General features: G+C 48.8%; 18 protein-coding genes and 1 pseudogene. 7 read left to right on the top strand and 12 right to left on the bottom strand.

All coding sequences use genetic code 11. The features are described from left to right. Positions 1–44: 44 nt before the first annotated feature. The 3 genes from grpM (at position 45) to ABRZ26_RS22910 (ending at position 4,557) form a co-directional block, all read left to right on the top strand. The gene (gene grpM, locus ABRZ26_RS22920) at positions 45–2,588 is read left to right on the top strand and encodes a glycyl radical diol dehydratase GrpM (RefSeq protein WP_319606410.1); all 2,544 of its coding nucleotides are present in this window, start codon (positions 45–47) and stop codon (positions 2,586–2,588) included. 111 nt (positions 2,589–2,699) lie between these two features. Continuing rightward, complete coding sequence (locus ABRZ26_RS22915) at positions 2,700–3,617, top strand: glycyl-radical enzyme activating protein (RefSeq protein ID WP_319606409.1); 918 nt, start codon at positions 2,700–2,702, stop codon at positions 3,615–3,617. 106 nt (positions 3,618–3,723) lie between these two features. Then, complete coding sequence (locus ABRZ26_RS22910) at positions 3,724–4,557, top strand: MIP/aquaporin family protein (RefSeq protein WP_319606408.1); 834 nt, start codon at positions 3,724–3,726, stop codon at positions 4,555–4,557. 102 nt (positions 4,558–4,659) lie between these two features. Here the strand turns inward: ABRZ26_RS22910 and ABRZ26_RS22905 are convergent, their stop codons facing one another. The 4 genes from ABRZ26_RS22905 to ABRZ26_RS22890 form a co-directional block, all read right to left on the bottom strand. After that, complete coding sequence (locus ABRZ26_RS22905) at positions 4,660–5,250, bottom strand: BMC domain-containing protein (protein WP_319606407.1); 591 nt, start codon at positions 5,248–5,250, stop codon at positions 4,660–4,662. 23 nt (positions 5,251–5,273) lie between these two features. After that, positions 5,274–6,452: a methionine adenosyltransferase gene (gene metK / locus ABRZ26_RS22900; RefSeq protein WP_319606406.1), complete on the bottom strand. Its 1,179-nt coding sequence runs from the start codon at positions 6,450–6,452 to the stop codon at positions 5,274–5,276. Positions 6,453–6,584: 132 nt separating this feature from the next. Beyond that, the gene (locus tag ABRZ26_RS22895) at positions 6,585–7,637 is read right to left on the bottom strand and encodes a response regulator transcription factor (protein ID WP_319606405.1); all 1,053 of its coding nucleotides are present in this window, start codon (positions 7,635–7,637) and stop codon (positions 6,585–6,587) included. Between the two features lie 15 nt (positions 7,638–7,652). Continuing rightward, positions 7,653–8,882 carry a sensor histidine kinase gene (locus ABRZ26_RS22890; protein ID WP_319606404.1) on the bottom strand — a complete coding sequence of 410 codons (1,230 nt, stop codon included), beginning with the start codon at positions 8,880–8,882 and terminating at the stop codon, positions 7,653–7,655. Positions 8,883–8,993: 111 nt separating this feature from the next. Here ABRZ26_RS22890 and ABRZ26_RS22885 point away from each other — a divergent pair, with 111 nt between their 5' ends. After that, entirely contained in the window at positions 8,994–9,458 is a 465-nt protein-coding gene (locus tag ABRZ26_RS22885) for a hypothetical protein (RefSeq protein ID WP_319606403.1), read from the top strand. A 60-nt stretch (positions 9,459–9,518) separates the two neighbouring features. Here the strand turns inward: ABRZ26_RS22885 and ABRZ26_RS22880 are convergent, their stop codons facing one another. From ABRZ26_RS22880 to ABRZ26_RS22865, 4 genes are all read right to left on the bottom strand, one after another. Continuing rightward, a complete protein-coding gene (locus tag ABRZ26_RS22880; protein ID WP_319606402.1) occupies positions 9,519–10,112 on the bottom strand; it encodes a hypothetical protein in 594 nt (197 codons plus the stop codon). A 14-nt stretch (positions 10,113–10,126) separates the two neighbouring features. Further along, positions 10,127–10,423, bottom strand: coding sequence for a hypothetical protein (locus ABRZ26_RS22875; RefSeq protein ID WP_319606401.1), 297 nt, complete (start codon positions 10,421–10,423; stop codon positions 10,127–10,129). A 294-nt stretch (positions 10,424–10,717) separates the two neighbouring features. Continuing rightward, complete coding sequence (locus ABRZ26_RS22870; RefSeq protein ID WP_319606400.1) at positions 10,718–11,080, bottom strand: SMI1/KNR4 family protein; 363 nt, start codon at positions 11,078–11,080, stop codon at positions 10,718–10,720. Positions 11,081–11,112: 32 nt separating this feature from the next. Continuing rightward, on the bottom strand, positions 11,113–11,349 hold the full coding sequence (locus ABRZ26_RS22865; RefSeq protein WP_319606399.1) for a hypothetical protein: 237 nt from the start codon (positions 11,347–11,349) through the stop codon (positions 11,113–11,115). A 169-nt stretch (positions 11,350–11,518) separates the two neighbouring features. Between ABRZ26_RS22865 and ABRZ26_RS22860 the strand changes: the two genes are divergently transcribed. Further along, positions 11,519–11,665 (top strand): SymE family type I addiction module toxin, encoded by a 147-nt coding sequence (locus ABRZ26_RS22860; protein WP_319606396.1) that lies wholly within the window; start codon positions 11,519–11,521, stop codon positions 11,663–11,665. Positions 11,666–11,721: 56 nt separating this feature from the next. Here ABRZ26_RS22860 and ABRZ26_RS22855 read toward each other — a convergent pair whose 3' ends face one another. Then, positions 11,722–12,150, bottom strand: a complete 429-nt coding sequence (locus ABRZ26_RS22855; RefSeq protein ID WP_319606395.1) for a hypothetical protein — start codon at positions 12,148–12,150, stop codon at positions 11,722–11,724. A gap of 462 nt (positions 12,151–12,612) precedes the next feature. Beyond that, positions 12,613–12,990 carry a hypothetical protein gene (locus ABRZ26_RS22850; RefSeq protein ID WP_319606394.1) on the bottom strand — a complete coding sequence of 126 codons (378 nt, stop codon included), beginning with the start codon at positions 12,988–12,990 and terminating at the stop codon, positions 12,613–12,615. A 211-nt stretch (positions 12,991–13,201) separates the two neighbouring features. Here ABRZ26_RS22850 and ABRZ26_RS22845 point away from each other — a divergent pair. Further along, positions 13,202–13,324: pseudogene (locus ABRZ26_RS22845) on the top strand (hypothetical protein); the annotation flags it as partial. A 178-nt stretch (positions 13,325–13,502) separates the two neighbouring features. Next, a complete protein-coding gene (locus ABRZ26_RS22840; RefSeq protein WP_319606393.1) occupies positions 13,503–13,754 on the top strand; it encodes a hypothetical protein in 252 nt (83 codons plus the stop codon). 146 nt (positions 13,755–13,900) lie between these two features. Here ABRZ26_RS22840 and ABRZ26_RS22835 read toward each other — a convergent pair whose 3' ends face one another. Both ABRZ26_RS22835 and ABRZ26_RS25130 read right to left on the bottom strand, forming a co-directional pair. Continuing rightward, positions 13,901–14,164 (bottom strand): hypothetical protein, encoded by a 264-nt coding sequence (locus ABRZ26_RS22835; protein ID WP_319606392.1) that lies wholly within the window; start codon positions 14,162–14,164, stop codon positions 13,901–13,903. 123 nt (positions 14,165–14,287) lie between these two features. Beyond that, the gene (locus ABRZ26_RS25130) at positions 14,288–14,707 is read right to left on the bottom strand and encodes an RHS domain-containing protein (RefSeq protein ID WP_413587772.1); all 420 of its coding nucleotides are present in this window, start codon (positions 14,705–14,707) and stop codon (positions 14,288–14,290) included. Positions 14,708–14,976 lie beyond the last annotated feature (269 nt).

Here is a 14,976-nt window from a genome sequence, read left to right as displayed (position 1 = left end):
GCGTGGTGACGACACCGTGCCAATATCATTTCGGGAGTTATTATATGTTAGAGAAAGGCTTTACTCATCCGACCGATCGTGTTGTAAGACTCAAAAATATGATTCTGCACGCAAAACCTTACGTAGAATCTGAACGTGCCGTGCTGGCGACCGAGGCTTATAAAGAAAACGAACATTTACCCGCAATTATGCGCCGCGCAAAAGTCGTTGAGAAAATATTCAATGAACTGCCGGTGACAATCCGTGCCGACGAATTGATCGTGGGGGCGGTCACCATTAATCCGCGTTCAACCGAAATTTGTCCCGAATTCTCCTATGACTGGGTCGAAAAAGAATTCGATACCATGGAGAACCGTATTGCCGACCCCTTTATTATCCCTAAAAAAACCGCATCAGAACTGCATGAAGCCTTTAAATACTGGCCTGGGAAAACCACCAGTTCTCTGGCGGCGTCTTACATGTCAGAAGAAACCAAAGAAAGTATGGGTAACGGCGTCTTCACCGTCGGCAACTACTTCTATGGCGGCGTCGGCCACGTTAGCGTCGATTACGGCAAAATACTGAAAATCGGTTTTCGCGGCATCATTAACGAAGTCACCCGCGCGCTGGAAAACCTTGATCGCAGTTCATCTGATTACATTAAAAAAGAACAGTTCTACAACGCCGTGATCCTGAGCTATCAGGCCGCGATCAATTTTGCGCACCGCTACGCTCAGGAAGCGGCTCGCCTCGCCCGTGAAGAGCGCGACCCGACGCGGCAACGCGAACTGGAGCAAATCGCGCAAAACTGTACCCGCGTACCGGAATACGGCGCGACCACCTTCTGGGAAGCCTGCCAGACATTCTGGTTCATTCAGAGTATGTTGCAGATTGAATCCAGCGGTCACTCTATCTCCCCCGGCCGCTACGACCAGTATATGTACCCTTACCTGGCCGCGGATAAATCCATCAGTAAAGAGTTTGCCCAGGAATTGGTCGACTGTTGCTGGATCAAGCTGAACGACATCAACAAAACGCGTGATGAAGTTTCCGCCCAGGCGTTTGCCGGCTATGCGGTATTCCAAAACCTGTGCGTGGGCGGTCAAACGGAAGACGGTCGCGATGCCACTAACGACCTGACCTACATGTGTATGGAAGCGACGGCCCACGTGCGCCTGCCACAGCCGTCCTTCTCCATTCGCGTCTGGCAAGGCACGCCGGATGAATTCCTGTTCCGCGCGTGTGAACTGGTTCGTCTGGGACTCGGCGTGCCGGCGATGTACAACGATGAAGTGATCATTCCGGCCTTGCAGAACCGTGGCGTATCGCTGCGCGACGCGCGCGATTACTGCATCATCGGCTGCGTGGAGCCGCAGGCTCCCCATCGCACGGAGGGCTGGCACGACGCCGCCTTCTTCAACGTGGCGAAAGTGCTGGAAATCACCCTGAACAATGGTCGTTCTGGTGCGAAACAGCTTGGGCCGAATACTGGCGAGCTGACGCAGTACACCAGCATCGATGACTTCTTTACCGCCTTCAAAAAACAGATGGCGCACTTCGTTCATCAACTGGTTGAAGCCTGTAACAGCGTTGATATCGCCCACGGCGAACGCTGCCCGTTGCCTTTCCTGTCCGCCATGGTGGATGATTGTATCGGTCGCGGTAAATCGCTTCAGGAAGGCGGCGCGATTTACAACTTTACCGGCCCGCAGGCCTTTGGTATCGCCGACACCGGTGACTCCGTCTATGCCCTACAGAAACAGGTTTTCGAAGATCGCCGGTTGACGCTGCAAGAGTTGAAAAACGCGTTGGATGCGAACTTCGGCTATCCGGTTAACGGCAAAGCGCACGCTGCGCCGGCTAAATCCTCTCTGGATGAGCAGGAAATTTACAACGTGGTCAAACGCATCATCGACGAGCACGGCTCGCTGAATCCGGCCGCGATCAAAAATGAAGTTTATCGCCAGTTGTCCGACACCGGCGCTACGGCGTCTACCGGTAACGCGCGCTATGAAGAGATTCGCCATATTCTGGAAAACACGCCCTGCTTCGGTAACGATATTGACGAAGTCGACCTTGTCGCCCGCAACTGCGCGCTGATCTACTGCCAGGAAGTGGAGAAATACACCAACCCGCGCGGCGGACGCTTCCAGGCGGGTATCTATCCCGTTTCGGCGAACGTCTTGTTTGGCAAAGATGTGAGCGCGCTGCCGGATGGACGTCTGGCTAAAGAGCCGCTGGCGGATGGCGTCTCACCGCGTCAGGGCAAAGATACTCTCGGCCCGACCGCTGCGGCGAATTCTGTCGCCAAACTCGATCACTTCATTGCCTCTAACGGCACGCTGTATAACCAGAAATTCCTGCCGTCGTCGCTAATGGGGGAAAAAGGGTTACATAACTTCGGCGGTCTGGTGCGTAACTACTTCGATAAGAAAGGTATGCACGTCCAGTTCAACGTTATCGACCGCAACACCCTGATCGAAGCCCAGAAAAATCCGCAACAGCATCAGGATCTGGTGGTGCGCGTCGCGGGGTACAGCGCCCAGTTCGTCGTGCTGGCCAAAGAAGTTCAGGATGACATTATCAGCCGTACCGAACAGCAATTCTGATTTTGATCCTGCCTGCGGGCCATGCCGGTGTGCATGGCCCGCTATCAGACCCGATTTTTGGCGGCTGACGCGTTTACAGCCCGATGGCCGCTTTTATTGATGAGTGATGTTATGAATAGAGTCGAATACGGTATGGAAGGCGTTTTATTCAATATTCAGCGCTATTCCCTGCACGATGGCCCGGGTATCCGCACTATTCCATTTTTTAAAGGTTGTCCGCTGGCCTGTAAATGGTGCAGTAATCCGGAATCACAGCGCCCACAGCCCGAGCTAATCTACAAAAAGAACGAGTGCATTCGCTGTGGGAAATGTATTGATGTGTGCAAACAGCAAGCCCTTTCGACCAGCAATCCCTTTTTTATCGATCGCGAGCGCTGCATCCAGTGCGGTGATTGCACCCGCGTTTGCCCGACGCAGGCGTTGGAAATGAAGGGGAAACGGATGACGGTCAGCGATGTTATCCGTGAACTACAGAAAGAAGAGAATCTGTTTCGTCGTTCCGGCGGCGGCGTCACCCTATCGGGCGGCGAACCGCTGGCGCAGCCGGAGTTTGCGCGCGAATTATTGAAAGCCTGTAAATCCAAAGGCTGGCACACCGCCATTGAAACCACGGGCTTCACCAGCAAAGAGGTTATCGAGGATGTCTTCCCCTGGGTTGATTTAGCGTTAACCGATATTAAAGCGATTAACCCGATCATCCATGAAGCGAATACCGGCGTGAATAATAGCCGCATTCTGGAAAATTTGATCCGTATTTCATTTATTACGAAAGTGATTGTCCGTATTCCGGTTATTCCCGGCGTAAATGATAACCCTGATGAAATTCGTGATATCGCGGAATTCGCCAGGCTGATGTCCGGCGTGGATACCATTCATTTACTGCCCTATCACAGCTTCGGGGAAAATAAATATAATTTGCTGGGAAGAATTTATCCGATGGGTGATACGCAGTCTCACCCGGAAGAAAAAATGGAAAGTCTGAAAAAAGTCGTTGAATCAATGGGCTTCCATTGTCATATCGGCGGCTAATCAGTACCAATAACAATGATGTTGTTTTATTTATTATCAACCTCCTCTTGTACTCAACAATTCATTAAGTGATGAGCCCCTGCATCACTTGATACAGGAAAATACTATGAGTCACTCTCTTGAATCAGTAAAAGGCGCCTGCATTGCCGAATTTCTTGGCACCGGATTATTTATCTTTTTCGGCACCAGCGTGTTATGTGCGGTAAAACTGGCGGGCGCCGGTTTCGGTCTGTGGGAAATTTGTGTGGTGTGGGGGCTGGGGATCGCCCTGGCCGTCTACCTGACGGCCGGTATTTCTGGCGCCCATCTCAACCCGGCGGTGACCATCTCGTTATGGGTATTCGCTTCCTTCAGCGCCAGAAAGGTGGTGCCGTACATTCTGGCGCAGATAGCCGGCGCCTTTTGCGGGGCGGCGCTCACCTATTTGCTGTATCACAATCTGTTTGCCGAGTATGAACAGGCTCACCAGATGGTGCGCGGAAGCCCCGACAGCCTGTTCCTGGCCAGCATATTCTCTACCTACCCGGCATCATCCATCAGCGTAGGGCTGGCGGTACTGGTGGAAATTATCATCACCTCCATTCTGATGGGGCTGATTATGGCGCTCACGGATGACGGCAACGGCGTACCCAAAGGCCCGCTGGCGCCGCTTTTGATTGGTATTCTGGTCGCCGTGATTGGCGCGTCTACCGCTCCGCTGACCGGGTTCGCCATGAATCCCGCGCGTGACTTCGGCCCGAAACTCTTTACCTTTTTCTCGGGCTGGGGACAAATTTCCATGACCGGCGCCAGAGATATTCCCTATTTTATCGTGCCGCTGATCGCGCCGATTATCGGCGGACTCCTTGGCGCGGGCATCTACCGCTATTGCATCGTCCGCAACCTGCCCGCGACCAAAGCCGCCAACGCCGCCAAAACCGCGAAAACTTCCGCAACCTGATCGCGATCGCGCTGAAAAAATCCGCGCCGCCGCAACGGCGGGCGGATTTTTTCAATGGTTAAAAAAACCACCCGAAGGTGGCTCCCGTCTTACCTGATGCAATTATTTCCGCGTGGTTTTCCCCCGCGTCCGCAACGGCTTTTTATCGCCCTGTCCGACGTTTTCAACCGCAACCGATTCAACCTCAACATCCCGTTCCTCTGCGACTTGACGCCGTACCTGTTCGCCCGCCGGCAATGGTTGATTCACCGACGCGACAAAGCTCACGTCACTCGCCACATCGGCACAGCCGGACGTCAGCGCAACGGGCTCGACAGTGACGACCGGGATCGTCGGCGCTTTTGGCTCAGAGACTGATGGCGCTGCGTAAGCAGGCTCGGGGGCAACGGGTTGCAAGGGAGGCACGCCGCAGGTTTCCTGTGAGGCAATCAGGTTGTCGATGCCGGTTGCGGTACGCGCAATCACCTTCCAGGCGTAAACATCGCCGATGCGGCTTGCGGCCGCAACGCCCGCCGCCACTGCGGCGTTTATGGCGCCCACTTCTCCCGTTAACTTCACGGTTACCAGGCCGCCGCCTTTGGTCAACTCATAGCCGACCAGCTCGACATTTGCGGATTTCATGGCGGCGTCGGCGGCCTCGACCGCCACCGCTAAACCGACGGTTTCAATTAAGCCTAAACTCTGCCCGGACATAACGTTCTCCTGTTATTTTCAACTCAATGGGTAACCATAGGATGGCGCAAGGCAAGGGCTGTAGCGTCACGCAGCAGCGCGGCCTTGTCGGTGAGTTCCCATGGAAATATTTCCCGGCCGAAGTGGCCGTAACATGCCGTCTGGCGATAGCGCGGCGCGAGCAAATCAAGCTGTCTGATGATGCCGTAAACGCTCAGGTCAAAATGCTGCTCAACCAACTGCGTCAGCGATTTCGGCGCAAGCCGGGCCGTGCCGAAGGTATTGATGCGAAGAGAAACCGGGCGAGGAAGCCCAATGGCCCAGGCCAGTTGAACTTCGCAGCGCGTCGCCAGCCCTGCCGCGACAATATTTTTGGCTACGTAACGGGCCGCGTACGCCGCCGAACGATCGACTTTTGAGGGATCTTTGCCTGAAAAAGCGCCGCCGCCATGACAAGCCGCGCCGCCATAGGTATCCACAATGATCTTTCGCCCGGTCAACCCGCAATCCGCCGCCGGGCCGCCGTTAACGAACCGACCTGCCGGATTAATCAATAAACGGGTGTTAGCCGTTAGCCAGCGTGCGGGGATAACGGGTTTGATGATCTCTTCAATCACCGCCTCTCGCAGCGCGGCAAGCGAAATATCCTCACGATGCTGCGTGGAGATAACGAGGGTATCGGCCTCGACTATTTGATCGCCGCGATAGCGCAAAGTCACCTGACTTTTGGCATCCGGCAGCAAACCGACAAGCTGCTGCGTTTTGCGCAGCATCGCCTGACGCGCGATCAATCGATGCGCATAGAGTAAAGGCGCCGGCATAAGCTGCGGCGTCTCATTGCAGGCATAGCCGAAGGTAATACCCTGATCGCCGGCGCCGAGCGCCGTCGGGTCGTTGGCATGTATGCCGTTCGCGATATCGACGGATTGCCTGCCCAGCATATTGACGACGGCACAGGTAGCGCCATCAAAGCCTTTCGCTGAGTTGTCATAGCCGATGGATTTGACGGCGGCACGCACAATCGACTCGATATCGACATTCGCGCTGGAGGATATTTCCCCGGCCAGAATCACGGCGCCGGTTTTTATCAGACATTCGCAGGCCACTTTGGCCCAGGGATCGTTAAGCAGGTAAGCATCAAGAATGGCATCAGATATCTGGTCTGCCATTTTGTCCGGATGCCCTTCGGCAACCGATTCAGAGGTAAAAAGATAATCGTCCATGGCAGGGCTACTTTATTATGGGAGTTTCTTATCTTAGCGGCCCTGACTTTTTTGGTGAGTACACTATCTTGCCGGGATGGCGGACTTTCTTGCGCTCGCGTTCACTGCAAGCGCAAAAAATCCCCTGCGGCATTAACACGCCTCTGCCGAAACTATTCTGCGGTAATCGGAAGGGGCGATACCCGTCTCTTTTTTGAAGATACGGCAAAAATAGTTGGCATCCTGCCAGGAAAGTTCCAGCGCAAGGGTATTCACTTTTAAGTCACTGAACTGCAACAGTGATTTTGCCATGCTGATTTTGCGGTTGGTGATATAGCTGGAAAAACCGCTGCCCGTACTTTTCTTAAACGCGCGGCTCAAGTAGCAGGGACTGACAAATACTTTTGCCGCGATATCATCCAGCGTCAGATTGCCGAGGATATTTTTTTCAATATGAAATTGCGCCCTGGCCACAAAATCCATACTGCCGCCGGACTGTTTAAAAGCCCGATCAAATATATTTTCGCTGATGCTCAAAAGCCCGTTCAGTACCCGCCAGTAATGGTTCGCCGATAGGCCCTGCTGGCGAATACTCTGCACCAGGTCGCCGATTTTATCCCGACTGTCCATATAGCCATCATCCAGACCGGCGAGATGTTGTTGAACGAGTTCCAGCATGTCGGTGACCGTTGCGGAATGAGGGTCACCCAGCGACTGCCCTGCGCATGCCGCATCAAGAATGCTAAAAACAAAAGTGTGCCAACGCGGATAATCACAGCTATTTATCATCTCGCTGATGTTCTGCCGCAGCTCGCGCGTTGCCGATAAGGCCTCTTCGTCTACCTGTAGCGTCTTGCGAATCGTATCGCTCAGAATACTTTGCTTAACCGGTTTCAAAAGATAGTCATCCACTTTCAGGCTGAGCATATGGCGAACGATTTCAAAGTCGTCATTGGCTGTGGTGACGATCACTTTGGTATCGGTATTTTTTTGCTTAAGGTACTCAATTACCTGATTGCCGTTGGGCAACGGGATATTGATATCGACGAACATCATGTCGATTTGACTGAGCTTATCAATAAGTTGGATGGCTTTTTTCCCGGTTGACGCCTCATGAATGACGGCGTTCTCGACGCAGCGGGAAATAATGCGTCTAAGAGACTCCGACTCAATGTATTCATCTTCAACAATAACGATATTATACATACTCACACTCCAGACTCAGGCTGGCACCATAGGGAACCGCAGTTTTATTGTGGTGCCGAGCATCGGCTTATGGGGGCTGGTGATTTGCAAGCCATAACGTTCACCAAATAGCAGTTGAAGGCGGTTCTTAATATTATTAATGCCAATGCCGCCTTTTTGTCGGTTCTGGTTGCCAGACAGGATATACTCAATATCTTCACGGGAAATACCGTCACCGTTATCAGTAATTTCAATAATGACATCCTTGCCATCGTCGGTGGCGCGAAGAGTGATATGGCTCTTCATTTCACGCGGCTCCACCACATAATTAAAGAAGTTTTCGACCAAAGGCTGAAGTATTAAAAATGGACAAACAACGTCGTTATATTTATCAGGAATATCGCGTACATAATCAAAGCGGTCATTCATTCTTACTTTCTGAATCGCCATATAACAATTGACATAATTCATTTCCTGACCAAGCGTGATCAGCCCATTATTATTCTTGCGTAAGAGATAACGCATCATATCGGAAAAATCATGCACCATCGTTTCGGTGCGGCCGGCATCTTCCAGAAACGCCAGCCGGCCAATGGTATTCAACACATTGAATAAAAAATGGGGGTTGATTTGGTAGGAGAGCGCTTTGAACTCCGCGTCATGCAATAAACGTTCAATCTCGACACGTTTGCGTAACTCGTTGGCCAACTCCTGATCTTTGGAACGCAGTTCGCGCTGGATGTTGTTGGCATAAGCCTGCTCCACCAGGTACGAAGCCACATGCAGCAGCGTATACGCCGTGGATTCGAAACGTTCGTACGGCATACGCGGCGTATTGTGATGCTGGTTGATAAGCCAGGGATTTTCTTCCCATAAATTATTGTTATCCATAATGTAGGGAATACTTTTTTCTTGATCTTCTTCAACCTTCACCTGGCCCGAGATAAATGCGCCAAGATAATGATTATTAACCATTATTGGCACCGCAAACTCCACAAAACCACAATAGCAGCGATAAACGAACGGCTCGCCTGCGCGCATGGCGGCTTTACCGCCCGCACTGTCGCTGTCGTAGCAATGCCTGGCCAGTGCCTCATTCATTCTGGAGCGAGCGCAAAAATCGGAAAACCCGCTGGGACGGGTGACGGGAACCCCGTCCTGATCTACCACCACGAGGGCAATCATCATTGATTTACTGAAGTTATCTTGCAGCGTTTGCAGGCGATGGACATCAAGAAACTCATGCAATTTATACTTATTATTCATGACATCTGTTCACTCAATTTAAATGCAGGTAAACCATACCTTATTTGTGAGTTTGAAATAATGAAACCGCTCACAAACCAAAATTTAAAGATAAACAGCATGATCCTCTGAGTGTTGAAGAAAATTTATCTTGAGCTGATGAAGTGCCAGGGCGAGAGCATGAATGCTTATTATTTGCTCACACCCAGTTCCACCAGCAATAATGACTCTTTCTTCTTTTTTCAATGCGATAGTTTACGGCCACACCTATCGTGCTTAACCGGGGCCACTCCGGTAAAGCCTGTTTCAGTTCCGATGCGTCCAGCACAACATTTTGTTCGACCATATCCTTGCTCAATCAGAATATTTTCATTGCTGGCCTGGTGTAAGAGGGGTCGCAGTGCCTATTTCAGCACCGGGCAGCCGCTCAAGCTGCGCGTGATGCCGGTGAGCATCTTCATTACCGTGCAGGATTTGCGGGAACTCTGGCGCTGTCCGGAAGGATTAAGCCGAGAGCCGTTCGATAAACGCGCCGCCGGCTGGCTTAACCGCTTTCCCGGTGGGTTGGAACTGGCGGAGATAATTGGGAATGACTAAGAGGTTGTAGTGAGGGCTTTTTACCTCACGATGAGTTAGTTATAGTAATTTTAATTTTTACTACCAAGATTTTAAAACATTAATAGATTCTATTTCATTAATCTCAATATTATATTTTTTTGCAGCATCAGAAAAACTGCAACACAACTCACTTGAAAAAACCAAGATACATTGCCCCGCCTCAGAAGAGTAATGATTTACTATAAAAAAGCCAACATTATCATTCATTAATTTTAAAAGAAAAGAATCTTCAAACTGGTCATTTCTTATAGAATCCACTAAGAAAGGCTTTACAGGCCATACATCTGACTCTAGTCCTTTTTTATTTTTATATTCATTTTTCTTTAATGCTAATTGATAATTTTCCACTTCAAATTTTAACTGCTTAAAACCATCAAAAAAGTACAAACCTTTCTTTTTGAATGTACTCGCTGTAGAAAACTTATTCGTAATGCCATCATAGTAATACACATTTTTAAAAATGCTATGAATGATATCTTGTGACACCGGAGTGTCGAACCCATAGGGACCATAAAAATTCTCGTCGAAATCATACTGGTAACTAAAACATGTAATGACAACATCAAATTTTTCCGAAGTTACCCGATTCCAGTCTGGCACGGGAAACTTTATTAACCTTTCATTTTTCATCACGTGAAAATTACCTCTTAGCCTTTTGGATTAGTTGAGTGGATATGACCTGAATCATGATGCTTTGGAACGTTGGGTAAACCAGCATCGGGATGTTCAAACCATTTATTTTTACCATATTGGTTTTCTCTGCCGAGTTTGGTTCCACCTTGAGATTTCATCTCTGACCAGTTTTTACCTCGACAGCCAGGGTTCAACTTATTAATGTGAATATTTCTTCCACCTCGGGAGGGTCTGGGTACTTGCGAATGTTGCTGAGCTTTTTTAATAGCGTCACGTCTACTTTTTGCTTTAACAATTTTACATTTACTCAACCCCAGCGGATCGATCCATGTCAGAGGATTTACTGATTCAACCCACCCAATAGCCCAATCGGATCATAGGGACGATTTCGTCTGGCTTTCGGGTCGTACTACCAATCTTGGCTGTAAACTCCCCTCATAACATCGTCATGTAAAAGAAGTCGCTCACACTACCGCCCATCCGTTCATTCCTGATTAACTATGGCTGACGCGCATTCTACGCCAGATACCACTTTTTTAAAATCTCTCTAAAATAGCCGGAAGGATCTTGGGGATCGCTTCCGGCTTTTATTTAATTATAAAAAATTAAGCACGTAAATCATACAAATCCGTTGCTTCTTCATCCATATCTAAACTACCAAGAGCGCCAAGATCTAGGCTAGAGATTTTATCATTATTTTTATCCAGGCAAATAAAATAGCCTATATCTCCATCTTGACCAATTAAAAAATAATTAGGATCAACATCCTGTACCGTATAAGTTTCATTTCTTTCAAGTACATCTTGGTAATTATAAATATAAACAACATCCCCTCGACTATTATTTATTTCATAAACCTCTTTATCTCTCACTTCTTCAGATAAAAATCTTTTATAAGCATCAGGTAATTTTTTACCTATAATTTTTTCTATGGCGTTTAATTTTTCTGTAATTTTATCTTTCTCCATAGATAGTGATCTCATATTTAATTTAGTGATTGTTAAATATCAAAGAAAGGATTGCCAATATTATTTTTTCTCAATCCATCAAAATATTTATATGCAGCATTAAGGGATTTTTTGGCTTGACCAGAATGAACGCCTGCATCAAGCATCTCTCTATAGCTAATATTGAACTCTTGTTTCAAGGAAGTGTCCCATCCTCCCAGCATAGCTCGTTTCGTTCGATGAGCCGCACTAATTCCAGCATAAGGACTACCTGATGAGGATCCTAACAAGGTAACAGGAGCTGGCTACCGCCTATCTATACTCAGTCGCTTACGGTGGACATACATTCTACCCAGATATCCCCCGTGTTTAAAATCTCCCAGCGCGAGCGCTATCAGCGTGTCGGCTACCGGACCAACAAGGGCGACTCTCCACACCCGCCATTACCATCAGCAGCAAGTGGCTACAGGAGCAGGGTTCAATACCGAACCGCTGCCTGCCATCAACCTCAAAGGCTGCTGTCTGGGAGAGTCAGGCTTTATTACCGAGATACCGGTCGTCGTCACTGTCGAGCGGGTCAGGATAGTGATTGAGACTGATATCTGAGCTAAACGGCGGGTAAAAAGTACCCGAAGGATCGTTTAGGTCGCTTCCGGCTATCATTAATAAGATGGAATTAAATTTCCGATTTTTCCTGTATTGGGTTCAAACACAAATCGATAATCACGGCCACCTACATTAACGAAAAAACAGAGATCATTAAGAACATAATAAACATCAGAAAAAATAGCACTTTCAATATTTTTTCTAACAAGCTCCCCAACATTCCACTTTATTTCATTCAATGGGGTCATAATATACGCTTGGTTATCTTTTTTATTAAATGGTGATTTAATTAAAGCAATACCGTCATTGTCTTTTAACAATAAAGGAATGATCTTATCATTATGTTTTATTTCATTCATTCTTCCATTGCATAGCCATGTTATCCCATATGGTAATAATTCAAAGACGCTTAGTCTTTTAGGATTAGCCACTTTATCGTATCCGTCAAGGTTATCCAATAATTTAAAAGCGCTTATAGTATCCATATTAAACACCACACTTCTTAGATGTAATTTTTCTTGGTTGACCAACAGGAACAAGTTTAGCTCTGTCGGCATAGTTAAGAATTTTAATCTGAGTATCTCCCCCCCGATATATTTTCCCTCCCGAAGTCTGAGGACCGATAGGGCCAACCTGAATTTGTACACTTTCAGGGATATAAAACCTCTGGACATGCGATAGTTTGTTGTTGCACTGTCGCAGAAATATTTCCACCACCTGGTTTTGGGTACTTCATATCTATATTCCCAACCAGAGCTATTTTCCGACTGGCTAATTGGGAGTTGACTTGTAGGTATTCCCGCTTTCTCATAGCGTCACGCCAGGCTGCACGGGAAGAACCGAATGGATTATTTTCACTCTAAATTTGATCGCCACTCTACCCAACGGATTGATCAACATCAACGGATTATAAAATGCGGGGGTTTATAATACCTCGGCTATAAACATTATAGTTCTATTGGGTATAGCTTAACTTTATCAGGAGTAGTAAAAAATGATATATATCCATCTATTTCAATTCCACCCGATGCTTCTATAAAAACAATATCGCTCCCAAGTGATAAAACCAAAATACCACCATCTTCACATGATATTATTTTTGCTTTAAAAATCATATAATTGTCGATAAAATCGATACTGCAATCATGTTTTTTCTCGAGGGCTATGTTTTTACCATATTCAAAAAAATCATCGATTTCTAATTCAATATCACAAGAAGTGTTTGATGAAAATCTATCACTTTCCCAAATAGCAACGCCACAGCCGATATCAGATTTAAATCTTACCAAGCGCTCATCTATTTTATCTTTAAGAGTAATTTTCATTTTCGTAATGGCACCCTAACAACACTATTATCAACATTCATCTCATCTTTAACGGGATCATATGTCCATGATAATTCGGATCATAGGGACGATTTCGTCTGGCTTTCGGGTCGTACTACCAATTTTGGCTGTAAACTACCCTCATAACATCGTCATAGTAAAAGAAGTCGCTCACGCTACCGCCCATCCGTTCATTCCTGATTGACTATGGCTGACGCGCATTCTACGCCTGATACCCCCCGTTTTTAAAATCTCTCAGCCGGAGCGCTATCTGCGTGTCGGCTACCGCCCCAACAAGGGTTACACCTCAACGCCCGCCATTACCATCAGCGGCAAGTGGCCACAGGAAACCGGGCATCTGCGCGTGATGCCGGGCTGCATCGTCATCACCGTGCAGGATTTGCGGGAGCAGAGGCACTGTCTGGAAGGATTAAGCCTGCAACCGTTTGATGAGTGTGCCGCCGCCGACTAGCTCAAGCGCTTTCCCGGCGAGCTGGACAAGGGGGGGCGCAATGAGCATTCAGACGGCGTTTTATCCGGGTGAACTGCCGGAACTGACGCTCACCGGCGATGAACTGGCTCAGGCGGGCTTTACCGCCGGGACGCTGTTACGTCTCGCGTGTACCGCAACGGGCTGGTGTTGGCCCGACCGGATGAGGACACCGATATCGCCGTGCTGCTGGCAGAGTTGGGCGGTCTCGATTGTGAGGGCGCGGACTGGATACACGATAACGGCTAGCTTTATCTGGCGGGCGACTGGCTGACACGCAGCGGGTTGCTCGGCCATCCGCTGGAGATTGAACTGCTGTCCGGTAAGATGATTATTCGGTCGGAGTCTGGGCTAATGTTGGCTTAATCATTGGGTGGGTAAATAAAATTGCCGGAAGGATCTTGGGAGGCCTTCCGGCTTTTATATTTCTTTCTTTAATTTATTTCTGAATGCTGTAACAAGATCCGTCCATTCTTTGTAATTGACCCCATTTATATAATAATCGCCCAACCATTTAGGATGGCAGCGAGATATTAGACTCTCTATTATTGATATACGTTCACTGTCCCCCTTATCAAGATTTAATATCTTATTGGCAAGGAAGCCAATTTCATTGGCTTCATCTTGATAAGAAGATCGTAATAGTAAATCACATATTTTCTCAGAACATTCTTTCAAATTCATAATGGTTTTGTTGCCCCTGAGTATTTACCACCAGCTGTAACTACTTACCAGTCACCTTGTCTGCTCCCCACTGCAACTGAGGCCCTACTCTTCATTCCAGAAGTATTTGATCTCTGGTTAAAGCTACATTTCCTTCATAATTGGCAGAGTTATTAGGGGGCAGGGCCAAATTGGCTGGTCTATCACGGGTTGTCCCTGCCGCAGCTCGACGCTATCCACCATCAGGCGCCCAACCTCGCCCCACCCGCCGTAATGTCCGCTCCAGCGCACGGCGCCTTTGCCATCGCTCATCTCCAGCGGCGCGCTGTTCAGGTCGGTATGGAACCAGTACATCTCGTCGGGGGCGCCGGCTTTCCTTGCCTGGTCGATGCGCGCCAGCGGGCTCCACGGCTCCGCAGGGTCGTAGAGATACGTGCTGCGGCGCTGGTCCTGCGTCCCAGCGCGTCGGTCCAGGCCGTCAGTTGGCCGGCCCCGCGCCAATCGAACCGCTCCCGGCTGCCGGCCGGCCGGATGACCGCCTTCAACTGCCCGGACTTGTTCCATTCGCGCCGGGTGATGTTCCCTTCCGCATCCTCGCTGCGCACCAGTTGGCCGAAGCGGTCGTAATCGTAACGCGTGACGCTGCCCGAACAGTCGGTGCGGGTCGTCAGCCGTCTCTGTCGGCTCCATTCCAGTCGCACCTCGCCCCCCTCTGTCAGGATAGTTGTCACCCCCTATTGAAAAGCTAAATGGGGGCAATGGAGCCTGATATGAAACGTTATTCACCGGAGCGGAAAGCCACTGTATTGGCAAAATTATTGCCGCCTTACAAC

Source organism: Brenneria sp. L4-2C, from assembly GCF_040240335.1.
Lineage (GTDB): Bacteria > Pseudomonadota > Gammaproteobacteria > Enterobacterales > Enterobacteriaceae > Brenneria.
Note: the sequence above shows the minus strand (reverse complement) of the source record. Positions and strands in the feature narration are given on the sequence as shown.